The sequence below is a fragment of the Marinomonas algicola genome, assembly GCF_014805825.1.
Lineage (GTDB): Bacteria > Pseudomonadota > Gammaproteobacteria > Pseudomonadales > Marinomonadaceae > Marinomonas > Marinomonas algicola.
Genome location: NZ_CP061942.1, coordinates 15,043 through 37,695 on the forward strand (window position 1 = coordinate 15,043; position 22,653 = coordinate 37,695).

Annotated in this window: 18 protein-coding genes and 1 pseudogene; 6 read left to right on the plus strand and 13 right to left on the minus strand. The window is 40.5% G+C overall.

All coding sequences use genetic code 11. The features are described 5' to 3' along the window. Positions 1–3 precede the first annotated feature (3 nt). The 5 genes from tnpC to IEZ33_RS20020 form a co-directional block, all read right to left on the minus strand. Entirely contained in the window at positions 4–1,602 is a 1,599-nt protein-coding gene (tnpC, locus tag IEZ33_RS20000; protein ID WP_191603787.1) for an IS66 family transposase, read from the minus strand. A 26-nt stretch (positions 1,603–1,628) separates the two neighbouring features. Beyond that, positions 1,629–1,991, minus strand: coding sequence for an IS66 family insertion sequence element accessory protein TnpB (gene tnpB / locus IEZ33_RS20005; RefSeq protein ID WP_191603788.1), 363 nt, complete (start codon positions 1,989–1,991; stop codon positions 1,629–1,631). A 528-nt stretch (positions 1,992–2,519) separates the two neighbouring features. After that, positions 2,520–2,855: a hypothetical protein gene (locus tag IEZ33_RS20010; RefSeq protein ID WP_191603789.1), complete on the minus strand. Its 336-nt coding sequence runs from the start codon at positions 2,853–2,855 to the stop codon at positions 2,520–2,522. Positions 2,856–2,973: 118 nt separating this feature from the next. Continuing rightward, positions 2,974–3,207, minus strand: coding sequence for a hypothetical protein (locus tag IEZ33_RS20015; protein ID WP_191603790.1), 234 nt, complete (start codon positions 3,205–3,207; stop codon positions 2,974–2,976). 91 nt (positions 3,208–3,298) lie between these two features. Beyond that, complete coding sequence (locus IEZ33_RS20020; RefSeq protein WP_191603791.1) at positions 3,299–3,565, minus strand: hypothetical protein; 267 nt, start codon at positions 3,563–3,565, stop codon at positions 3,299–3,301. A 1,898-nt stretch (positions 3,566–5,463) separates the two neighbouring features. Here IEZ33_RS20020 and IEZ33_RS20025 point away from each other — a divergent pair. The 4 genes from IEZ33_RS20025 to IEZ33_RS20040 all read left to right on the plus strand — a co-directional run bounded on the left by IEZ33_RS20025 (position 5,464) and on the right by IEZ33_RS20040 (position 13,401). After that, on the plus strand, positions 5,464–7,248 hold the full coding sequence (locus IEZ33_RS20025; RefSeq protein WP_191603792.1) for a hypothetical protein: 1,785 nt from the start codon (positions 5,464–5,466) through the stop codon (positions 7,246–7,248). Between the two features lie 421 nt (positions 7,249–7,669). After that, positions 7,670–8,554, plus strand: a complete 885-nt coding sequence (locus IEZ33_RS20030) for a hypothetical protein (RefSeq protein ID WP_191603793.1) — start codon at positions 7,670–7,672, stop codon at positions 8,552–8,554. A gap of 343 nt (positions 8,555–8,897) precedes the next feature. Then, positions 8,898–9,872 (plus strand): IS5 family transposase, encoded by a 975-nt coding sequence (locus IEZ33_RS20035; RefSeq protein WP_191603737.1) that lies wholly within the window; start codon positions 8,898–8,900, stop codon positions 9,870–9,872. A gap of 529 nt (positions 9,873–10,401) precedes the next feature. Beyond that, positions 10,402–13,401, plus strand: coding sequence for a Tn3 family transposase (locus tag IEZ33_RS20040; RefSeq protein WP_191603807.1), 3,000 nt, complete (start codon positions 10,402–10,404; stop codon positions 13,399–13,401). Between the two features lie 169 nt (positions 13,402–13,570). Here the strand turns inward: IEZ33_RS20040 and IEZ33_RS20045 are convergent, their stop codons facing one another. From IEZ33_RS20045 to merR, 7 genes are all read right to left on the minus strand, one after another. Then, on the minus strand, positions 13,571–14,008 hold the full coding sequence (locus IEZ33_RS20045) for a MerR family transcriptional regulator (protein ID WP_191603794.1): 438 nt from the start codon (positions 14,006–14,008) through the stop codon (positions 13,571–13,573). 113 nt (positions 14,009–14,121) lie between these two features. Next, positions 14,122–15,561 carry a mercury(II) reductase gene (gene merA / locus IEZ33_RS20050; protein ID WP_191603795.1) on the minus strand — a complete coding sequence of 480 codons (1,440 nt, stop codon included), beginning with the start codon at positions 15,559–15,561 and terminating at the stop codon, positions 14,122–14,124. Between the two features lie 20 nt (positions 15,562–15,581). Then, on the minus strand, positions 15,582–16,001 hold the full coding sequence (gene merC / locus IEZ33_RS20055; RefSeq protein ID WP_191603796.1) for an organomercurial transporter MerC: 420 nt from the start codon (positions 15,999–16,001) through the stop codon (positions 15,582–15,584). Positions 16,002–16,010: 9 nt separating this feature from the next. Beyond that, positions 16,011–16,286 (minus strand): mercury resistance system periplasmic binding protein MerP, encoded by a 276-nt coding sequence (merP, locus tag IEZ33_RS20060; protein WP_191603797.1) that lies wholly within the window; start codon positions 16,284–16,286, stop codon positions 16,011–16,013. A 46-nt stretch (positions 16,287–16,332) separates the two neighbouring features. After that, positions 16,333–16,680 (minus strand): mercuric transporter MerT family protein, encoded by a 348-nt coding sequence (locus IEZ33_RS20065; protein WP_058405804.1) that lies wholly within the window; start codon positions 16,678–16,680, stop codon positions 16,333–16,335. Positions 16,681–16,758: 78 nt separating this feature from the next. Next, positions 16,759–18,042, minus strand: a complete 1,284-nt coding sequence (locus IEZ33_RS20070; protein ID WP_191603798.1) for a Glu/Leu/Phe/Val family dehydrogenase — start codon at positions 18,040–18,042, stop codon at positions 16,759–16,761. A gap of 231 nt (positions 18,043–18,273) precedes the next feature. Then, complete coding sequence (merR, locus tag IEZ33_RS20075; RefSeq protein WP_191603808.1) at positions 18,274–18,726, minus strand: Hg(II)-responsive transcriptional regulator; 453 nt, start codon at positions 18,724–18,726, stop codon at positions 18,274–18,276. Between the two features lie 272 nt (positions 18,727–18,998). On the opposite strand from merR, the gene IEZ33_RS20080 reads away from it, so the two are divergent. Next, on the plus strand, positions 18,999–19,511 hold the full coding sequence (locus IEZ33_RS20080) for a recombinase family protein (protein WP_240009721.1): 513 nt from the start codon (positions 18,999–19,001) through the stop codon (positions 19,509–19,511). On the opposite strand, the pseudogene IEZ33_RS20085 reads toward IEZ33_RS20080, so the two are convergent. Next, positions 19,468–21,585: pseudogene (locus tag IEZ33_RS20085) on the minus strand (Tn3 family transposase); the annotation flags it as partial. The gene IEZ33_RS20080 and the pseudogene IEZ33_RS20085 overlap by 44 nt on opposite strands. Before the next feature lie 108 nt (positions 21,586–21,693). Here IEZ33_RS20085 and IEZ33_RS20090 point away from each other — a divergent pair. Next, a complete protein-coding gene (locus IEZ33_RS20090) occupies positions 21,694–22,641 on the plus strand; it encodes an IS30 family transposase (RefSeq protein WP_191602418.1) in 948 nt (315 codons plus the stop codon). Positions 22,642–22,653 lie beyond the last annotated feature (12 nt).

Sequence of the window (22,653 nt, forward strand, 5' to 3'; positions counted from 1 at the left end):
CCTCTAGATACGTTTGACGTTCCATGGTAACAAGTCATCTATACAGTCTGTACTTTCCCTTTTTGGTAGCGCTTCGAACAGTGTCACGAGATAATCATAAGGGATCAGCCCGTTTGCTTTAGCCGTTTCGATGACACTATAAAGTGTCGCACTCGATTTGGCTCCGTTGCCTGTATTAGCAAACAGCCAGTTTTTACGTCCAATTACAAAAGGTTTGATCGCTCGTTCGGCTCGATTGTTGTCGATATTGATCCGTCCATCCGTGAGGTAAGTCGTGAGCTTGTCCCATTGATTGAGGTTATACTGGATTGCTTTACCTAAAAGCGATTTTGGCGGTACTTGTTGAGCCGACTTTTCGAGCCACGCTTTGTACGTCGCTAATATCACAGACGCTTTTTCTTGACGTATCTTCAAGGCTTCTTCAATTGTCCCTTGTTGCTTGGCTAAGATTTCGATGGCATACAGTTTTTTAATGTGATTGATCGCTACGGTTGCTTTGCCCGATTTCCCTTTAGGCATGCTTTTTTCCGCCTCAATAAATTTTCGGCGTGCGTGTGCCCAGCAACCAGCAAGCGTTGCCTTGGTCGACTCGTACGCGGGATAGCCATCCACATTGAGATACCCATCGAACCCTTGTAAAAAATCGAGGGCACATTGAGCGCTTCGTGTAGGTTGGAAGTCGTATAATACAATATTGGTGATCGGGCTGTGTTTGTCAGGTCCGTCTTTACCGGTGCAATAGAGCCACATGTAACAGTTAGAGCGGTCTTCTTTAATGACATTAAGCGTCGTTTCATCCGTTTGGATCACGGGTTGTTCAAGCAAGATTGTATGAAGTCGATCATAAAGAGGCTGTAACGCGGCAGAGCATTTTAACATCCAATCCGACATCGTTTGTCGGCTCAGCTCAATACCGTATTGCTTGAACATGGCTTCTTGCTGGTATAAAGGCAGGCTGTATTGGAACTTACCTGTGATCACCTGACTTAATAAACTGGGTGTTGCGATGCCTTTAGGGATAATACTGGCCGGCATTGAGGCTTGCTTAATCGTTGTTCGTATCTCGGTCTTTTCACACTGACGACATGCGTATTTAGGACGAACGGTTTCAATGACTTTTAACTGAGCGGGAAGAAATTCTAATTTCTCAGAAGTATCTTCGCCAATACGATGCAGCGGTGTTTGACAACATGAACAGGTTTTATCTGATTCAGCAAGATCAACCAGAACAGTCTCACGAGGTAAGTCTTTCGGCAAAGGCGTACGCTTAGGTTTAGTGCGCGTATAAGAAACGGTTTGGCTATCCTCTTCAACATCATTGTTGCCGTCTTGAGTATTACTGTCTGACTCGTCAAACAGTTCACCCTGCCCAGGAGATACTTCAGAGCTTTTGCCAAATTGCTTTTGTTGAGCTAAGCGCCATTGCTCAAGAATCAGCTGATACTTAGATTCCCATTCAGCGATTTTGCTATCTTTTTCTGTTAATGCTTTTTCTTGCTCTATCAATGACGACTCTTTTTCACCCAGCAGCAGAGACTGCTCAAGTAAAAGAGCCTTAAGCGATCCAACGTCATTGGGTAAGTCATCAGGAAGTATTTTCATGGCTTGGATTATACCAAACGAACACCCTAATCGTCATGATATCGATACGTTAAATGTGGGTGAGCCTCTTGTAAATTGAGCGCAAGACCATCCAATAACCAATTCAGCTGACGTGGTAATATTTGAATCGACAATTGTTCGTCATCAATACCAGGCCACTGAAAATGTCCTTTTTCGAGACGCTTATAATGCAGCCAAAAGCCATTAGAAGACCATTGTAATATTTTGACTTTATCGCGTGCTCGGCCACAAAAAACAAAAATATGATCGCTACAGGGTTCTTTTTCCAGATCGTACGCGACAATATTACATAGTCCATCAATGGCTTTACGCATATCGGTTGGCCCGCAAATGAGGGTCACATTAAGTTGATTTGATGCGGTAAACATAAGCCTTTTATTCCCTTGAAAGAAAACAAAAGACTTTATGGTTTTTAAAAGGGATTACTATGTGGGGTTTAACCGACGCTTACGGTTATTCATGAAATTTTTACTCTTTTTAGTTACTGGTAGGGGGGATTTAACTTCTTTCAGTGGGTCTTAGCAAACGATGAATAAGCAAGAAATGCGCATGCTTTAAGGTGTGATATTCAATGTTTGAACGATTGAAATATCTTTAGATTGATCGAAGTTGATAGGGTCATACAATTCACGTAAAAAACATTACGAATTTTTTACAAAGGCAAAGAATAAATTATCCTTACCAATCGCCTTTAGTTTTTTTACCACCGCTTAAATTTGTTTACCACTAATTGAATATTATTCGTCGATTTTCATAGTAGTGGTAAAAAATATCAATGAAATTACCAGTAGAATCACATTAATTTACCAGGAAATTCTCTTACTAATTACCCATATAAAAGCGATAAAGGTTATTACCATTATCGGAATCAGTATTATAAATCAAATACTTATGACTTACTTGATAGTGACATCCAAAAATAATTCACTAACGTCTGTTTCGATTTCTATGCCTCGAAGTTTGATTCTAGAATTAACGCTCGATTTCGAAATACTTACCCGCTCAGCAATTTCTTTTAATGTTAGCAACTCTCCATGCAAATAATATCCAAAATTTCTTTTACTCTTTAACACTAAGAGTGCATTTTCTTTTGTTAAAATATCTGTCACGTCACTTTCGACATCGATGGCGTATTTTTCAATTAGTTTTGCAACTCTAACTTTGCTCATGAAAGGCAAAGAATACAATTGCTTAAGTTGGAGTCTTTGTCCGTTAAAAACATAATATTTCACAACTAGATTCCTTTTATGATCATCTCAACATATTGACTCATCAAAATTATTCAGTGAAGTGCACAAGGTGTGTAGAGATCATCAGTTCTATGGTTTTTGACTTTGCCCTTAGGTGAAATTAACCGCCTACAATATTTTTCATGAGAGCGAGTGTTTCGCATTCTGTATGTGACTTACGATATGATGTGATTTGTTCTATTAACGCCTCCCCCTTTGCTTTTCTATATTCAGCGGCCAATTCGAATGCTGACATCATGATATTGATTTTTTTGGTGCAGGACTCTGAGGACTCTGCAAACGAAGGCGAGGTGTACATTAAAGTCATAATTGAAATCATTAATATTTTTTTCATATTTTCATAAGTGCCTAATTGTAGAGTTAAATTGTTTTATATAATTAGAAGTAGATGTGACTGCGTCTCTTAACTGATTAGAAATTAGCCTTTAACTTTTGGGTGGGTGAATGTGGCAATAAAATTCACCAAGGGTAACGTCTTCTAGGTTGAATTCTTTTATCAGCAAAACGACAAAGTCGGCGTTGTAATGTCCACGATTGATATAGTTGTTAAGGGTAATATGCTCGTTGACAGTCGGTTCCCGTCCATACAGCTTCCTAAAGAAAGGCTTCACTCCACCAGCTTGAGATCGCAAGCTTTTTACATAATTACGACCCGGTTCAATAGAACCGTTATCGCCATTCTTAACTGCCATTTAAACTACTCTTTTGTCGATACATTAAGCATATAAAAAATTCAAAAATAAATCACACATGATTTGTAATTACATCATGTGTGATTTAAAGTTTTATCTTGTGCTGTTATTTATTGTACGACGACATAAAAGTTTGATAAAAATCAGCGCAGTAAGCGGCAGTCAGTGACAGTCCGTTGCTTATACCCCAATAAAAAACATCCGTGAGGGCTTTACTCGTCTTAGGGTCAATTATCAGTGCCACCCTCTCCTTTCTCAATTTTTTGTCTTCATTGATGGTGTCAGCTATCCATGAAACAAAATCCACTGAACTATTAATGAAATAGTTGGTACTAGCTCGGTATTCGAGATGAGCTGTTATTAACTGCGGAAATCTTATCTCACAGACAAATATGGCAGTTAAGTTGAAATCATTAAAGTTAGTGATAGATACGTGGCTCGACATGACACCGTAGTTGTCATTGTAATATCCGTTTCGCGGTAATGACACCTACCCCTTAAAAAGAAGGTGTCAGGTTCTCCGGGCTCTCATTACCGAAGCAACCGTTTGAAACCACTTTATATGGTGGCCAAAGGCATGAGTTTAGGCATAAAGCGGCTGATCGTGGTAATGACACCTACTGCTTAAAAAGAAGGTGTCAGGTTTTAGAGGCTCTCATTACCGAAGCAACCGCTTGAAACCGCTAATATGGTGGCCAAAGGCATGAGTTTAGGCATAAAGCGGCTGATCGTGGTAATGACACCTACTGCTTAAAAAGAAGGTGTCAGGTTTTAGAGGCTCTCATTACCGAAGCAACCGCTTGAAACCGCTAATATGGTGGTCGAAGGCTCGAAGGCATGAGGTTAGGCATGAAACGGCTGATGGTGGTAATGACACCTACCGCTTAAAAAGAAGGTGTCAGGTTTTAGAGGCTCTCATTACCGAAGCAACCGCTTGAAACCACTCTATATGGTGGTCAAAGGCATGAGTTTAGTCATGAAACAGCTGATCGTGGTAATGACACCTACCGATTAAAAAGAAGGTGTCAGGTTTTAGAGGCTCTCATTACCGAAGCAACCGCTTGAAACCACTCTATATGGTGGTCGAAGGCATGAGTTTAGTCATGAAACAGCTGATTGTGGTAATGACACCTACCGATTAAAAAGAAGGTGTCAGGTTCTCGGGGTTCTCGTTACCGAAGAAACAGCCTGTTGTCACGTAATTAGGTGAAATAGGCCCAGATCCACTCTAATACTGAGTAATCTGAAGTAAAGGCATCTACTATTTATGACTGAAGGACATAGATTAGGATCATAAAATATCTATTTGGTAATGACACCTACTATTAAATGAGGCAATGTTCGAGGTTAGTAAAGGTGTCATTACTCATTATAAATGTCTTTCCTGTTGTTTTTAATAGGTTTTTATTCATACGTTTGTGTTTTTTCAGTCACCATGGACATAGTAATGACACCTACATACGCTATATTCTGTGGAAAGAGTAGGTGTCATTACTACACCACTGTAAACGCCCTTTTTTAGTTAATTTCAAGTTTATTTCTTAGACATCAACAGACAATAACCGCCCTGGAGTAGTAATGACACCTTCTTATAAGCGTAATGACACCTTCTTATACACGTAATGTCACCTACATCTTTGATAATGACACCTCAAAACATTTTTCTTGAAAAAAAAGAGGGAATGTTATTTTCTCATTATATTTCATATAGATAGAGTGTATACGTTTTAATAATCAGGCCAGTTATCCACTCATATATTATAGATATTAAAAGAACTAATATTGTGAACATAATTGAAAAGACACGATATACTATCTACAACTTACTTGCTTTGACAATGAACTAAGCATCGATAATTATTAACGTGTCGATAGAAATAAATACTGAAGTACTTAATATGGCATCCATAATCTCAGAAGAACACATCAGAAATAGTCATAAGGCATTAGTACTCCGCGGTAGGCCTTCAGCATATCTGAAAACATTCAGAGCACTTCGAGATCAAAAAACTATCTCAACTGGCTTATATGACTTTTTGTACACATGTTGCGAATCGACAGATTCCGAATTAGCTCTTATTGAAGACGAAAAATACATCTTGCTCGATCAGACATTGATTGAAAGCTATCTCAGCAAACGCGACCTACCAAGCAGTCGTGGCACATTAGTGCAGCGCTTTAAAGGGCTAGTTGAAGCAAGGATAGCAGTAGAGGAGGAATGCATTTATAAACATCACCAACGCAGCTATCGGAAAAAAATTTATGTTATTCCACCTCCATTTGAGGTTTCAGGTCTTATTGAAGACACTAAAGAAGCACCAGCGCCAATATCTGACATTTTAACGCTTCCAACAGCGGTTCATGAAGTTCAGAGGGAGCTTGTCAACTCACACATGTCCCCCTCCCGCGAAGTGATTACAAAGATTCTGAACGATTCAGTAAGCGTATTGGCAAAACCGTGGCTCGTATTAGGACAAGCATGGCGTCAATCTTCTCGTCATAAATTCAATCGCGAAGACGGGATATCAATCTCCGTAAATAACACTCCCGTAAATATACGCGCTTCTTCAACTAATGACATAGGTGTTGCTACGATTGATGAGGACATTCTTGCGCTGACAATCATTACAAATATGATCTTTGAAACCCTCAAGCAACAGATCTCACTAGAAATTCAGCCTTCCAATACATTCTTCATCGATATTGTAGACGTATGCAGAATTGCCAAAGCGTTCCAAAAAGATAACCCAGACATAAAACCCAGGGAATATTCCGCTGGATCAATTAGAAAGCAATACGTTAGATCATTGATGCGACTCAACCACACAAACAATCACATCATTATCGGTGACCATGCAAACAGTATCCAAGCTCGACACCTGCTTGGTTTAAGTGAAAATACAAACTTCTATAACAAAAGGTTTATTACAGAACTTGAGGCACAACTTGATACCATCGAACCAGGTTCTAACGCAGAGCCCCGCTGGTTCAAAATCAGCGTAGACTCAGACACTTATAACGGGATGCTAAATGCATTTCAAGACAAGAACAGCTTGCTTGTAATCGCGCATTCAGAGCTGCTTGGCTATACAAATAACGGCATCATATTCCTATTATATCAGTTCCTGAATGTACACATAGGGAGGACAAACAAAGAGTCTAACGCTGGATTCAAAACCTTTACTACAACTCAGTTACATCGTTACCTCGCTCCAAACGGACCAGAAAACACTTTTTCGGAAATCCTTTTGCAGGGTGCAAAAAGCTTATTTTCAAAAGGTACAACTACGGGTAAATGGAACGATAATGGAGTAAATCAAGTGTGTACTCTTGGATTCCATATGATTTTTCACACAGCTAATTGTGAAATAATATCGAGTATTTTTAGCCGAGATCGCGCCGACCGCATAACGGGAGATAAGAGCAAACATAACCGTCTTATCAAAAAACAAATGATCGATTTAAACGGGACCAATGTGGAACTGAAGGCTCAATCTGTTTCCCCTTCTCAACAACAGCTCTTTGATAACAGTGAAGAAGCAGCTAGTAATGAGCCAAAACCTCGAAAACCTCGCCCTACTACCGACTCGCAATATTTACCAGCTTCAGACGAAGAGCGGCGAAAATTAAATCGTGCTGATGTTAATGAAGCTCTCACTAATATCGAAGATACTAATTGGTGATCATCCACTATCATTAAAATTATGAGCAATAAGATGGTAGCTTTTCAATTTTTGGAGAAACAGAGAAACTGTTATCAGAAGCCAGATCAATTGGTGTTAAGACAGTTCGTATTGAACAGTATCAAGCGTTTTATGCCGATGATGAGCAATAAGGTTGGTAACATGATTTTACGTTACTTGGCTTAGTTCTGCATATTGAGTCTCAGCATGGCTGTACTGAGTTTGATAGGATGGTTCGTACAAAAAAGGTTATGTTCGGCTTGGCTGAACCAGGACAAGCCTGTGCAGTTTGCATGTAGTTCTGGTTATTGGGTTCGACTCACAGCAATGAGCGTTGTTTTTTCAAGTGATCTTATCGACACAATCTAAAAGATCTGTCTTCGCTGTTGTGATTAATAAACCGTTGGGAGTAGTTAATTTTATGACACTTGAGTCTTTACTTCGAAAGAGCGTTCGATTACGGATCATAGATGAAAGCCAACGTGATGAGATTCTTGCGCTTAAAGGCACCTCAAGACCTTGGATGGAAAGACTCTTTGATGTTGCATTGCTAATAATGCCACTATCAGCACTAGGAATACTATGGCACTTGAGTAATGGAGATCGAATTACGGGCTTTATTATAGCCCTTGCCTTTTTGACCGCGACTATCTTTGCAAACAAACTACTAAATGAAAAATTCATCAGCTTGCATCTCGTTTGCGCATCAGCATGCGGATTACTCGCATTGAGTGGCTCTATGATCTTATTACCGACCCTTGTGAGTGACACCAGTGTTGTACTGCCATTATTCTCTACCGGTGCTTTGGGGGCGTTATGGGCATCTAAGGGCCGCAATAAGCACACACTAATTAAGATAGCTTTTGTTGCTTCGCTGGTGATATCTATTGCATCGTGGCTTGATGCTGCAAACATCGTAAACACGAGCGCTAGTTACTTAATTGTTTCAACAAGCGTATTTTTTTGCTCGATACTACCATTTAGAAACGGCTTAACCTCGTCCGCCCAAATAGTGGGGGCATCATTTTTCATGTTTTCTTTGCTGATTTTCACTTTAGCCGAGGTTGATAACGATGTAATTTCGATAATAATGTGGGGGTTAACAATAGTGATAGGAGTGGTGCTCAAATCAAGAAACTTAATGTGTGTGGAAAATTTATCGGAGGGCCTTATTGCAGCAGGCTCTTTATGTATGACTGGCACAATAATGAACGCTGTCATTGATAGAATCGGTTACGGTATACCCGTTGTAGTGATGCTCATGTTTTTGAGTCTTGTGATTGTCGTTATAGTCAAAAAAAGGTGAGCTATTATTGATACTAAATTTCAGATTAAAAGCAGTGTAATGGAATATGGTTTGTTACGTTTTGGTACAGATTTAATTTATAAATTTTGAGATTTCACAAATGATAAAGATCAACCGTAATTTATTTTTTCTAGGGTTACTACCATTACTCTTACCTTTAACCTATGTGGGTGGTTTTATATCGAGAATCCCTTTACATCCTAACGTATCCAACAGAAATGAGAAAATAACTCCATCAACCAATTAAAGAGATGGGGAATACATGGAAACCTTGATCAACCTAAGGAAGATGCGAATAAGTCCTTCTCATGAGACAATTCATTTTTAACCTTCGAGCTTGACCATGTCACATCAACTCACTTTTGCCGACAGTGAATTCAACAATAAGCGTCGTAAAACACGCAAAGAAATTTTTCTTTCTCGGATGAATGAGTTGATGCCTTGGGATCAGCTTGAAGCGGTAATTGAACCTTTCTACCCAAAAGCCGGAAAAGGAAGAAGACCGTATCCGTTGTCCATCATGTTTCGTATTCACTGCATGCAACATTGGTACAACATGAGTGACCCTGCCATGGAGGATGCGCTTTATGAAATCACGTCAATGCGCTTGTTTTCCGGGCTGTCGCTGGACAGTGCTATTCCTGACCACACGACTATTATGAATTTTAGGCACTTGCTGGAAAAACATAAGCTCTCCCGTCAGCTATTTAAAGAGGTCAATAAGTGGTTGTCCAGCGCAGGAATTTACTTAAAAGAAGGCACGATTGTCGATGCCACGATCATTGAGGCTGCCAGTTCAACGAAGAATAAAGCAAAAGCATGCGATCCCGAGATGCACCAGACACAAAAAGGTAAGCAGTGGTTCTTTGGATTAAAAGCTCATATTGGCGTAGACGCTAGAACTGGCCTAACGCACAGCTTAAGTACGACAGCGGCTAACGTACATGACATCACAGAGACAGAAAATCTGCTTCATGGTGACGAGACTTTTATATCAGCGGATTCAGGTTATCGGGGCGCGCAAAAACGAGAAGAACTTAAAGACATCAAAGCCGATTGGTTGATTGCTGAGATGCCAAGTAAGGTACGCCTTCTCAAAAAGCATCCGAGAATAAACAAGCTACCGATCCAAACGGAATACATTAAAGCCAGCATTCGAGCAAAAGTAGAACACCCATTTCGGATCATAAAGCGTCAGTTTGGTTTTAGGAAAGTGGTCTATCGAGGTCTTAAAAAGAATGACAACAAACTGGCGATGCTGTTTGCCTTAGCCAATGTGTTTAGGATCGATCAGATGATACGAGCGGCAAGGGGTTAGTCCGTTCAAAACCCACTTAATAAGGTCAAATTGGCTCACTTAGTTACGAAAAGCACTAAAATGAATGACATATCGTGATTTTTTTCTCGAATGAAAAAAGTTTAGTGCATTGTGACTTCTTGATCGCAGCTTCCTTAAAGCTCTGACAGCAATTTGCCCATACCGCTATACTGTAAGACATAGCTATCCTGATAATGAATGCAACACGGAGACTTACAATGGACTCTATTGGGGTTTTGCGCCCATCCCCTCGAAATTAACCTTAGCTTGAATTTTCACGCTTAGAGTAACTTTTCGTACCATTGGACTTCACCCCTTGAATAACACAGTTTGTATTATTTAACCCATCCCATCGAAATCGGCATTAGTATTCATAAGCAACATTACCAAGTGGTAAACTCTCTCAAGAAAAGTTTACCACTTTAGGAGCTTAAATCAGTATTTTGGTAGTGTTTAGTAGTGAGCTGGTAAACTTTAATCTCATTGATTAAGGTATGGTTATTAAAAATAACAAGAAAGGCTTGCCACTATTTCTTCATCAAACACCAAGCGTATACAAATTCTTAGTGAATCAGAAATCAACGAACTCTATGCCTTACCCAATTTCAACCGTAAAGATCGTGACGATTATTTTTCATTGGATAGTGAAACTCAAAGGCTTGTCAACGAATTAAGACGCATTGAAACCAGAGTGTATTTTATCTTACTACTTGGTTACTTTAGGTCACGGCCAATAGTATTTAATTTTTCCTTTTCTCAAGTCAGAAGTGACTTAGATTATGTAAGAGCCAAGTATTTCAGCGATAAAGATATGTCTCTTGATGATTTATCACCAACAACAAAAACCAAGCTGATTAATAAGTTATTAAAATATACAGGATTTACAACATATCAAAGTAAGTTAGATAAAGAGCCGCTTTTAAAAAGGCTTAATGACGTTGTAAAAATAAACCTTGAGCCAAGGTATGTTTTCGATGAATGTATTGCTTACTTTGGTCAGAACAGAATAGCACTGGCAGGGTATACAACGCTGCAAGATACTATTTCTGCGGTATTATCAAATGAGCGTAACCGTATTGAAACAGTGTTAAATGAAAGTTTATCTTCAGGTACCAGAGTAACACTACTTAAACTCCTTGAATCAAATAATACCTTTACTGACTTAGCCAAGTTAAAGAAAATGGCTAAGGACTTTTCAACGAGCCAAATCACCCAAGAGCTGAAGACGCATAAAATCATACGCTCGCTTTATCCAGAAATTAAATCGCTAATTGCTGAACTTGAATTATCACCGAAGAACCTTGAATACTATGCCTCACTGGTTAAGCATAAGTCCGTTTATAAACTCAGAAGACACGCAGATAGCCAAACCATTTTATATCTCGTTTGTTATTTGTTCTTCAGGTACCGAGAAACTAACGATAACCTTGTTGCTGCATTTATTTACTTGCTCAGAAAGTTAACCGAGTCAGCTAAAAGCTACGCCAAACAACGCATTGTTGAAGATGTAAACATTGTTAGAACCAAATTAAAATCCGCTGGTAGTTTATTGAAGTACTTCATCGATACCGATATGGACGATGATTTAACCTTTGGTGATGTCCGTAAAAAAGCCTTTGAATTGATTCCAGCCGATAGCATTAAGCTATTAAGTGATCACCTAGATAATAACGACTTTGATGGACGTCAGTACGAATGGCAATTTATTGATAAACAATCCAGTAAAATTAAAAAACTTATTCGCTCATTATTTATGTCTATCGATATTGAATTCATTCATTTAAAAGATGAACTCCATGAGCAGTACGTTATGGCGCACTCTGAACTAGGCGAATCTAAAGCTATTCAAACGATTAACCTCGATGTGGTACCAAAACATGACCGCGAGTATTTGGAAGGAGAAAATACCAAATTAATTGCTAATCGATTCGAGTATTTCCTTTACCGTAAAGCAGAACAATTATTTCACAGCAATAGCTTAACAGTGAAAGAAAGCGTTAATAATCGAAGTTTAATATCAGATCTTATACAGCCTAAAGAATGGCAGCAAAAAGAGATAATCATTGAAAACACTGGCCTTGATAAGCTAGTTACACCCATTAATCAAACATTGGCCGATAAGAGCCAACTACTAGAAGTTAAGCTGAAGGAAGCAAGCGAACATATCTTTAGCGGTGATAATAAGTATGTAGAGTTTATTCCTGGTAAGACTGAACTCAAGTGGTCAATTCCTAACAGTCGTTGGCAACAAACAATAGAAAATCCTCTCTACAATCAAATTCAACACATGGGTATTGTTGAACTGATGCTTTTTGTTGATCAAAAGACAGGTTACTTAAATTCATTCACTCATATTTCTGCAACAAAAGAAAAGTCACCCGTAAATAAAGAAGATCTGATCGCCTGTATATTGGCAAACGGTACTAATTACGGGCTATATAAAATGGCGAATATATCCGACCGTTCTATGGGTAAATTACGCAGTGTAGATGATAGTTATGTCAGATATGAAACACTGAAAACATCTAATGATCAGGTTTCTAATGCTATCGCCACGTTGCCAATATTTGCCTATTACCATGTGGACGATAATCAGTTGTTTTCAAGTATTGATGGTCAAAAGTTCGAGTGCCGCATAAATACGTTTAAGGCTCGGTATTCGTCTAAGTACTTCTCTAAAGGTAAAGGTGTTTCAGCATTAACATTGGTTTCTAATCATGTTCCGGTGAGTACGCAAGTCATTGGCGCTAACGAATATGAAGGTCACTTTGCTTTTGACTTACTCTATAACAACTCCTCAGAGATACAGCCTAATACTTTATCGACCGATACGCATGGTACCAATAATGTTAACTTTGCTATTTTGGATTTCTTTGGTTACACATTCGCCCCTCGATACGCAAAAATGAAAAAAGTGTTTTTTGAGTTATTTGAAGTGACTGAAGAGGACGGTGGCCGTATTCAATTAAGGAAAGACATTAACCATAAATTAATTGCACAAGAGTGGGACAATATTCAGCATATTGTTTGTTCATTGAGTCGTAAAACCACCACTCAAAGCACAATCATTAGAAAGCTCAGTAACGGCAAGAGCCGAACATTGTCAGCATTGCATGAGTACGACCGTTTAATTAAATCTATTTATGTTTTGGAGTATGTTGATAATTCAACGTTGCGTCATTACGTCCAGCAAGCCTTGAACAGAGGTGAAGCATACCATCAGTTAAAACGTGCTATTACTTCAGTTAATGGCAATAAATTTCGAGGGGGGAATGATTACCAAGTATCACAATGGAACGATTGTGCTCGACTCATTTCAAATTGCATTATTTATTATAATTCCGCGTTACTATCGGCATTTTTACAAATCCAAGAGAGGAACGGTAGGCAAGATGTGGTTGATGTTATTTCTCGGCTTTCGCCTGTTGCTTGGCAACACATTAATCTAAATGGGGAATATGCCTTTAATAAAGACCGCAAAGAAATCGACTTAGCTGGTTTACTTAGTGACGTAGAATCAATAAGTTAAATAATGCCATCTGTTTGTATTTCTAATTCAAAAGGTACTGCGCATCAAAGTGCCATTAAAAATAGGAGGTGTTGATATTCTATATGCTTGATATATACAAGCTAACATTGATAGAAAACAGATAAGCTAACAAGTTTTTAGTCGAGCCATAAGCTGTTCTATAATTGTTCTAATTGCAAAGCTCTTCAATTTGGTTTGTTACTAGATCTAAAAATACTTTTCTATGCTTGATTTTAGTAAGTAGCAGCTTTTGGATGTCTTCAGGAACTTTTCTTTCTCCTTCATCTATTGCCATTAGTAATGGCTTGATATCAACTACAAGAAGACCTGCCGCCCTTGCTGCTCGAATGAACTTTAACCTCTTTAATGCACATAAACCGTAAAGGGCATAACCTGACTTAGTTTTTTCTTCGCAGTGTATTATATTCTCAAGTGTATAATTCCTTATAGTATGGACAGACGTTTGTGCAGCTTGTGCCAGTTGAGAAATACTCAAAGGAAAATCCAACGCATCATCATCACTATTAATGAACTTATTGATATCAGGGATCTCCGTTAAAAAACTGACTTCACCAACAGGAATGTTTTCAACCTTAGATTTAATCATGGTTTAGCATGTTTCCAATTTGTGATCTTAATGGAATGCCTCAATATATCTTGATTGTATTCAATCAATCGGCATTCCATTAACATTTCTATAAGTACATTACCGTTAAATGATTACCCTGCGCAGCAAGATAGCTCTTTAACGTCTTTGCTAAAGGTTTGAGCGCATAACTTCAATCCTTCAACCATCGTCAAATACGGAAATAGTTGACCTGCTAAATCCTCTACGGTCATGTTGTTATGAATGGCTAATGCTGCACTTTGTATAAGTTCACCACCTTCATGCGCGAGTATTTGTGCGCCTAATATCTCACCTGTTTGTTTTTCTGCAACTAGTTTGATAAATCCATCAGTTTCAAAATTTGCTAATGCTCTAGGTACGTTTTCCATATCAAGTACACGACTTATCGTATCTATTCCTTCCGCTGAAGCTTGTTCTTCAGTTAGACCTACCGTAGCAACTTGTGGGTCAGTGAATATAACAGCAGGCATGGTAGATAGGTCGAGTTGCGCATTTCCACCCGTCATATTAATTCCGGCTCTACTTCCGGCAGCAGCAGCAACATAGACAAACTGTGGCATATTGGAGCAATCACCTGCGGCATAAATGTTAGCTGTTGATGTTTCCATCATACTATTAACAACAATGGCACCACTTTTATCTGTTTTAACACCAACGTTTTCTAAACCAAGCTTGCCAGTATTTGCATGGCGACCAGTAGAAATAAGCAATTTTTCAGCGATTAATGTTCCTTCGTCAGTTTCCAATGAAAACCCATTGCTACCATAAGAAACATGACTTGCTTGCGTATTATTAAGTACACGAATGCCTTCTTTTTCAAAACATTCAGTCAGCTTTTCACCTAATAACGGATCTTCTGCATATAAAAGCGTATGTCGTGCTAATACTGTTACACTGCTACCCAAACGGGCATAAGCTTGTGCAATTTCCAGTGCTATAACAGAAGAGCCGATGACAACCAGACTACTTGGTAACTCCTCCGAAAATAAAGCTTCGGTTGATGTCCAATAAGGAGTATCAATTAGCCCATCAATAGGTGGAACGCTTGGTGTAGAGCCTGTAGCAATTAAGATGCGATCTGCAACCAACTCTTCCTCATTACCATCAGACTTTTGAACTAACAAGGTATTTTCATTTTTAAAACGCGCATAACCTTTAAGTAAAGATAGCGCGGGGTTGTTCTCTAAAATACTTTGATATTTAGCATCGCGTAATTCTTCAACGCGAGCACTTTGCTGATGTGCTAATAAGGAGCGGCTAAGTTGTGGTTGAATATTCTCTAAACCATCAAATGGGTTAATACGTTGCTGGTGCGCTAATTGCGCTGCACGGATCAATATTTTTGAAGGAACACAGCCTACATTTACACAGCAGCCACCGATAACATCCGCTCCCTCTATGATAGTAACTCTTGCTCCGCCTTCCGCTGCTTTAATAGCACTGGCAAATGCTCCTGAGCCACTACCAATAATGGCTACATGTAATTGTTCTGGCTGAGTGTCATTTGACGAGCAACAACTATTCGTTGACATATTTTATTCCTCTTAAAAAGTTAAGCGGTACAAGTTTCATCATCACAGCGTTTATTTGCTGGAGAAACCATGTCCCAAATTGATACAGCAACCATCAGTCCTAGCCCCGTATAAGTAACGTATGAACTCCACCCGTACTGGAACCAAGGGTATAAAGAGAGTAAAACCAAAATGGGGCCAATTGAACCAACTAAACTGCGGTGCCATTGGCGGTGACTAAACCAACCTAAGATATTCATGGCAAGTGCTAACGATGCAAATAGTGGGAATAAGGTATTAATAAATAATCCTTCCCATTGACCTAAAAACCCCATACCTATGGCTGCTGCAATATTCGCTATGGCAGGAAAACACATGGCGCATCCCATTGCCGAAACAACGGCTCCAAAAGAGCCTGCTTTATCGCCTATACGAGTTAATAAATTTAAAGGATTGAACATACTTGGCCTCTATTTTTTTAATGTAGATGGGTAGCCAGCATTGGTAGTCGCTGTGATTAATGCATTGATGTTGGTTTTAGTGTCATCAAAAGAAACAATAGCTAGCTTAGGCTTGTAGGTAACTTTCGCTTTTTCAACGCCATCAACATTTTCTAACGATTTTTTAACTGTGATTGGGCATGTCGCACAGTTCATCGTTGGTACTTCCAGCGTAACTGTTTTTACTTCAGCAAAAGCACCAAAACTAGAGAGTGAAAGCAGTGCGGTTAATAATAATTTTTTCATAATTAGCTCCAAATTGTAAAATGTTATAAATTTCTTGATCTGTATATTAAGCAAACAAAAGTATCCAATAATTACTGGTCACAAAAATTGTTGCAGCTATAGCGCTCAGCCAGAAAATGACTTTTCGTTGTTGCTGCTTCTTAGGAACTGCACAGGCGGTTCCCGGCTCACACTCTTCTACTGGACGATAAATTTTCCAACCTGAGTAACCAAACAACAACACTACGAATGTGATAAATAATGGCCTATAGGGTTCAAATGCAGTTAAATTACCAATCCATGAGCCACTAACCCCCAGTAGTAGCAGGACTAAAGGACCTACACAGCATACGCCTGCGCCTAATGCTGCGATGATGCCTCCTATCATTGGAAGGTTTGATTCTTTTTGATTCATATGGATACCTCATTAAGTGATAATGCAAGTGTATTGTATGTACCTAAGTACGGAGTCAAGAGGAATTTAGCATAAATTTTATTTTTGAAAATACTCTCGCGTTCCATGCTCGGTCATCGCTCCTGATATTCTATTGATCCCATGTAAATACGCTGCGGAGCGAAGTGATAATTTTTTTTGCCGCGCCAAGTCAAAAACATTATTGGCTTCTGTATCCATAATCTTCTTTAATCGGCAATTTATTTCTGAATTATCCCAATAAAAGCCAGAACGATTTTGTACCCATTCAAAATAGCTTACAGTTACGCCCCCAGCGTTTACCAATACATCAGGTAGTACGTTTATTCCTTTTCGCTTTAAAACCTCATCAGCTTCTGGGCTTATCGGTCCGTTAGCAATTTCTAATATGTGTTTTGCTCTTATCTTATCTGCATTCTGCTCTGTTATTTGGTTTTCAAGTGCCGCCAAAACTAATACATCAACGTTTAATTCAAGTAACTCTTCATTTGACACAACATTAAATTCTGCTTCTCTACATACAGAGCCATCACAATACAGCATGGCTTTTAGCGTGTTATCAGCTAGCTTTTGATTCATTACTAATTGAGGATTTAGATCATCATTAGATACAATCCCACCTTTTGAGTCAGACAGTGCTACAATCCTAAATCCCAACTCATATGCTAACTTTGCGAAGTGAAATCCGGCATTACCAAACCCTTGAATTGCAATAGTTGTGTTCTCTGGTGCTAACTCAAAAGCCTTAAGCCATTGCAAAAGCACAAATAATGCTCCTTGCCCTGTCGCTGAATCCCTTCCCAATGAGCCGTTTAAATGAACAGGTTTGCCCGTAATGACCGCTGGAAGTTGTTCTCGCATAATTTGATAATATTCGTCTGCCATCCATCCCATTATGGTTGCATTGGTATAAACATCAGGTGCTGGAATGTCTCGTTTCGGACCTATAATGTCGGCTATCGCTCTGATATATCCACGAGAAAGTCTTTCAAGCTCTAGCAATGAAAGTTCTTTAGGGGTTACTTTGATTCCTCCCTTGGCACCACCAAAGGGTAAACCAACGACCGCACACTTTATTGTCATCCAAAAGCTCAGAGAAGTAATTTCATCTAAGTTAACATCTGGGTGGAAGCGTATCCCACCTTTTGTCGGTCCTCTGGTATCATCAAATTGGACACGGTATCCCGTAAAGACACGGAGTGCACCATCATCCATGCGCACTGGAATGCTTACGCTCAGTGCTTTCTTAGGGTATTTTAGTCTGTTAACGACATCATCTGATAAAGTTACATATTTCATAACCTCGATCAGACGTGATTGCGCATCTTCAAATAATGATGTCATAAGTTTTATTCTCCGCTAGCAACAATATGTTTCAGAAATGGTATTTTTCCTGTACATAGATTGACCTTTTTTACACGCAAAAGCGTTCAATTACATGAGTTACGTATATTCCGCTAAGTTTTATGAATAATAGGTTGCGTATATAGGTACGGAGTCAACAGGGCATTAAACTCGGACATGAAGTCTTTCTATGTGGAGGGAAGGATTTTGACAGAAATCTTTAATTAGGTACTACTTCGGCTGCAAAGAATCAATTATCGGGCAATGGCTATCGTCATCATTATTTTGGCACTGGCTCAAATGCTCTTCTAGCGCTTGCTCTAAAAGTAACAAATCAGCTTTCTTTTTTTGTACTGCAATTAATTTTTTATTAGCTAATTCTTGGACTTTACTACATGGGCTATCGTTTAATGCAAGTAACCCTTCAATCTCTTTCAGTGTAAAACCTAATTCTTGAGAACGCTTAATAAAGTGTATTCTGTTTACCGTTTCATTCGGGTAATGTCTATAGCCCTGCATAGGTTTTGGTGGCTGATTAATTAAGCCTTTGCGTTCATAAAAGCGAATTGTCTCGACATTTACGCTCACTTCTTTAGCCAACATACTTATGGTTCGTTTAGACACGTTATCAATTACCTTACCGATTTTTTGTTTACTTACTTTATATCTAATTAGAGTGACCAGCAATGAATATGAGTTTTAACACCGCTACATAATTTTATTTTTTCACCCATTAAATGAAAGAGATAGGGCTGTTGGTACGGCCACCACTAAAACATAACAATGTATGGTTTATCCTTTTTCATTATCAAACTCCAAATTAGTGTTATTACATGCAGTTCTTCATGAGTACACCCTAAAGGCACTATAGAAATATCACAGGTCATTACGTAATGACACCACCTAAATAAACCTATATAATATGACACCATCTAAATAGACCTAATTAGGCAAAAATGTTCATAAGAGCATATTTACGAGCATCAACTTCTGAGCAAGATGCCAATAGAGCAAAAAGCTCATTAAAAAAATTCGTTTCTGGCTTCAGCAAACGAATAGCTTCTTTCTATATAGAAAATAAATCTGGCAATTCTTTAGATAGACCAGAACTAATTCGATTACTGGATGAATCAGAGTCCGGTGATGTTCTGTTAGTTGAATCGATAGATCGTTTAACAAGGTTAAGCCCCGATGATTGGAAAACTCTTGTAGCTTCAATAAATGAGAAAGGAATTAGTGTTGTTAGTTTAGATCTACCAACAAGTCATTTAACATTTGGCAGTTTTCCAAGTGATGATTTTATGAGTTCAATACTTAGCGCTATTAATAATATGCTGTTAGAAATATTAGCGGCTAGTGCATATAAAGAGTATCGAGAACGAGAACGTAAGCGGGGTTTGAAGTCCAACGGAACGAAAACGTACGCTAAGGCCATTCGTCCAGGTCCGATGGCTGCTTCAACGGTCTGAGCTGCCCATTCAGCACCTGTTCTGCCAGGGTGAACGAGTAGTGGCCCAGCATATTCACGTGTTTATGGCTGAGTGGCGACAATCTGGCTTCGTCCTCTTCTTTCGCGTCCTCTTCTTTCGCGTCCTCTTCTTTCGCGTCCTCGCCCTGTCGTCTCAGGTGATCCAAGGCGGTCTGCATGTAAATCGTGTTCCACAGCACCAGAGCGTTGGTCACCAAACCCAACGCTCCAAGCTGATCTTCCTGACCCTCCCGGTACCGTTTCCGGATTTCGCCACGCTGGCCGTGGCAGATGGCCCGTGCGACCGCGTGACGGCTTTCCCCGCGATTCAACTGGGTCAGAATCCGACGGCGGTAGTCTTCATCATCCACGTAGTTCAGCAGGTAAAGGGTCTTATTGATCCGGCCCGCTTCAATGATGGCTTGTGCCAGGCTGGAAGGCCGATCACTTTTCAGTAGCGAGCGGATCAGCTCGGAGGCCTGCACGGTACCCAGTTTGAGCGAACCGGCAATGCGCATCATGTCATCCCAGTGCTGTTCGATCTTGTGGGTATTGACGCAACTGCGGGCCAACTCATCCAATGCGCCATAGTTGGCGGCCTTGTCCACGCGCCAGAATACGGATTCACCGGCGTCAGCCAGGCGCGGTGAAAACTGGTACCCCAGCAGCCAGAACAAGCCAAACACCATGTCGCTGGCACCAGCAGTATCGGTCATGATCTCCACCGGGTTTAGGCCGGTTTGCTGCTCCAGCAGACCCTCCAGCACAAAGATGGAATCACGCAGTGTTCCAGGGACGACAATTCCATGAAAGCCGGAGAACTGGTCCGAGACAAAGTTGTACCAGGTAATGCCGCGGCTGGAGCCAAAGTATTTCCGGTTCGGCCCGGCATTGATGGTGCGGACGGGTGTGACAAACCGCATACCGTCGGCGGAAGCCACCTCGCCGCCGCCCCACTGCCCGGCCAGGGATAAAGTGGATTGGTAGTCCACCAGTTTGGCGTTGGCCTTCACTAGAGTTTCAGTCCGCAGGTAATTCTGCTTGACCCAGTTCAAGCGGTGTCGGGTTAAGGCGGGCACTTGGTGCTTGATCAGAGGCTCCAATCCGATGTTGCAGGCCTCCGCCAATAACACCGCGCAGAGGCTGACCGTCAGGTCCCCGGCACGGGCATTGGATTCGCTGACATGGGTAAATTCGTCGGCGAAGCTGGTATGAGCGTCTATCTCCAACAACAGCTCCGTGAGATCCACGCTGGGCAGCAAGGCTTCGACCTGCTGGGAGAGCTGCGCCAGGCTGGGCGGTTCATCCAGCTTGTCAAAATTGGTGATGGTCAATGTGGGCCGCTTGCCAGACAGATCCAATTCAACGGCCTTGTTGTCATCAAAGTTGGCGGCCACCTGTCTGTAGCTGGCATCCAGTTGGCGCACCAGACCATCAATGGCTTCTTGGGGATTCAGTGGATGACCGAGTGACCGGCAGACCTGAATGCGGTTGGCCTGCCATTCCTGGCCCTGCAACAGCTTGGCCCGTGGATCACCCCAGCGATCGCTGTTCTCTACATAGACATCACGGCGGCGCAGGCTGTCTTGCAGCTTATCGAGAAAGCACAGTGTGTAGCCTCGCTTGGTGACTCGCCCCTCTTTGTCAAACACCAGACGTTTCCAGGGATTGGAAACAATGTCCAGTGGCGCCTCTTCCAGTTGCTGCTTGCGCGATTTCAACAGACCGGCCAGATATTGATGGGCTTCCAGGGTCGCCTTGCCCGCCGGAGCCGCTTTGAACTCGATATCACACAGTAATTTCGGTAAGAAGCGTCTGACCCTGCCATACTGTTCCACCATTTCATCTTGAAAGTTGTCGTCGTAAGGGCGAGCCAGTTCATGGACGGTGGCAATGGATGCCGCCAGTTTTTCACGCGGCATTTTGGCAAAGATGGCCGACCTCAGCAGTTCATCCTGCGTACTTTCATTGAGGATCAGGGCACAAACCTCCGCCAAGGCCAGCGCGGATTTATCCAGATCCTTCAGTGTCCGCAACCGCTTTTTCTGGCCCAGCTTTTTGGCCTCACCGGCAATATAGGCCTAAATTCAGATAATAAGTGCGACACTGCAAATCAGGTGTAGAAGAAGCCAACTGCTGAAGTTGGTACACTTCTTTTCACCACAAAACTAAGCAGTACCAACATGAATTATCAGCAGTTGACCGAAGGCAAAAGATACCAGATTTCAGCTCTTTTAGGGCAAGAAATATCAGTTTCAAATATAGCACGTGCACTTAATTGCCATAGAGCTACGATTTATCGTGAGCTAAAGCGGAATAAAAAAGCAACAGGATATTGTCCTGATAAAGCTCAAAGAGCATGCTTGATAAGGCGAAAGACATCCGCTAAGTATCGAATATCATCAGAGACCATTGATTTTATTCGTATTTTAATTGAAATCGACTGGAGCCCTGAGCAAGTCTCTAACGTACTTAAAAACTGCGGAGTTCCTGTTAGTCATGAATGGATTTATCAATATATCCATGATGACAAAAGAAACAAAGGGACGCTTTATCGTCATTTGAGGCAAGGAAAAAAACGCTACAGGAAAGGACAGCGAACGAAAGCAGAAGTGATTAAAAACAAAGTCTCTATTGATGAGCGCCCAGTCATTGTGGAGACAAAAAAGCGTTTTGGTGATTGGGAAATAGACACTGTTTTAGGCAAGAATGGAACGGGGTCCATCGTTACTTTATTGGAAAGAAAGACGCGCTTTTACCTGATAAAGAAAGTGAACTCAAAGTCAGCCAAAGATGTGACTCAGGCTACCATAGAGTTATTGATGCCTTTTAAAGATCATGTGCACACGATCACAGCAGATAATGGTCGAGAGTTTGCCTATCACGCTAAGATAGCTAAAGCATTAGATACGAAAGTGTATTTTGCTCATCCATATAGCTCTTGGGAGCGTGGAGCGAATGAAAATAGTAACGGCCTTCTAAGACAGTATGTGCCCAAAGGCACTGATTTAAGAAGTGTTACAGAAGAGAGAATACATTTCGCGATGAGACGAATAAACCATCGTCCAAGGAAGTGTTTAGGGTTCAAGCAACCAGCCGTTATTTTTAAAAAGATGTGTTTGGCTGCTTGAAATGAAAAGTGT

Bases quoted from the DNA above. Each gene is read 5' to 3' on its own strand.
- tnpC (WP_191603787.1), bottom strand. From the start codon at position 1,602: ATGAAAATACTTCCTGATGACTTACCCAATGACGTTGGATCGCTTAAG.
- tnpB (WP_191603788.1), bottom strand. From the start codon at position 1,991: ATGTTTACCGCATCAAATCAACTTAATGTGACCCTCATTTGCGGGCCA.
- IEZ33_RS20015 (WP_191603790.1), bottom strand. From the start codon at position 3,207: ATGAAAAAAATATTAATGATTTCAATTATGACTTTAATGTACACCTCG.
- IEZ33_RS20020 (WP_191603791.1), bottom strand. From the start codon at position 3,565: ATGGCAGTTAAGAATGGCGATAACGGTTCTATTGAACCGGGTCGTAAT.
- IEZ33_RS20025 (WP_191603792.1), top strand. From the start codon at position 5,464: ATGGCATCCATAATCTCAGAAGAACACATCAGAAATAGTCATAAGGCA.
- IEZ33_RS20030 (WP_191603793.1), top strand. From the start codon at position 7,670: ATGACACTTGAGTCTTTACTTCGAAAGAGCGTTCGATTACGGATCATA.
- IEZ33_RS20035 (WP_191603737.1), top strand. From the start codon at position 8,898: ATGTCACATCAACTCACTTTTGCCGACAGTGAATTCAACAATAAGCGT.
- IEZ33_RS20045 (WP_191603794.1), bottom strand. From the start codon at position 14,008: ATGATTAAATCTAAGGTTGAAAACATTCCTGTTGGTGAAGTCAGTTTT.
- merA (WP_191603795.1), bottom strand. From the start codon at position 15,561: ATGTCAACGAATAGTTGTTGCTCGTCAAATGACACTCAGCCAGAACAA.
- merC (WP_191603796.1), bottom strand. From the start codon at position 16,001: ATGTTCAATCCTTTAAATTTATTAACTCGTATAGGCGATAAAGCAGGC.
- merP (WP_191603797.1), bottom strand. From the start codon at position 16,286: ATGAAAAAATTATTATTAACCGCACTGCTTTCACTCTCTAGTTTTGGT.
- IEZ33_RS20065 (WP_058405804.1), bottom strand. From the start codon at position 16,680: ATGAATCAAAAAGAATCAAACCTTCCAATGATAGGAGGCATCATCGCA.
- IEZ33_RS20070 (WP_191603798.1), bottom strand. From the start codon at position 18,042: ATGACATCATTATTTGAAGATGCGCAATCACGTCTGATCGAGGTTATG.
- IEZ33_RS20080 (WP_240009721.1), top strand. From the start codon at position 18,999: ATGTTCATAAGAGCATATTTACGAGCATCAACTTCTGAGCAAGATGCC.
- IEZ33_RS20090 (WP_191602418.1), top strand. From the start codon at position 21,694: ATGAATTATCAGCAGTTGACCGAAGGCAAAAGATACCAGATTTCAGCT.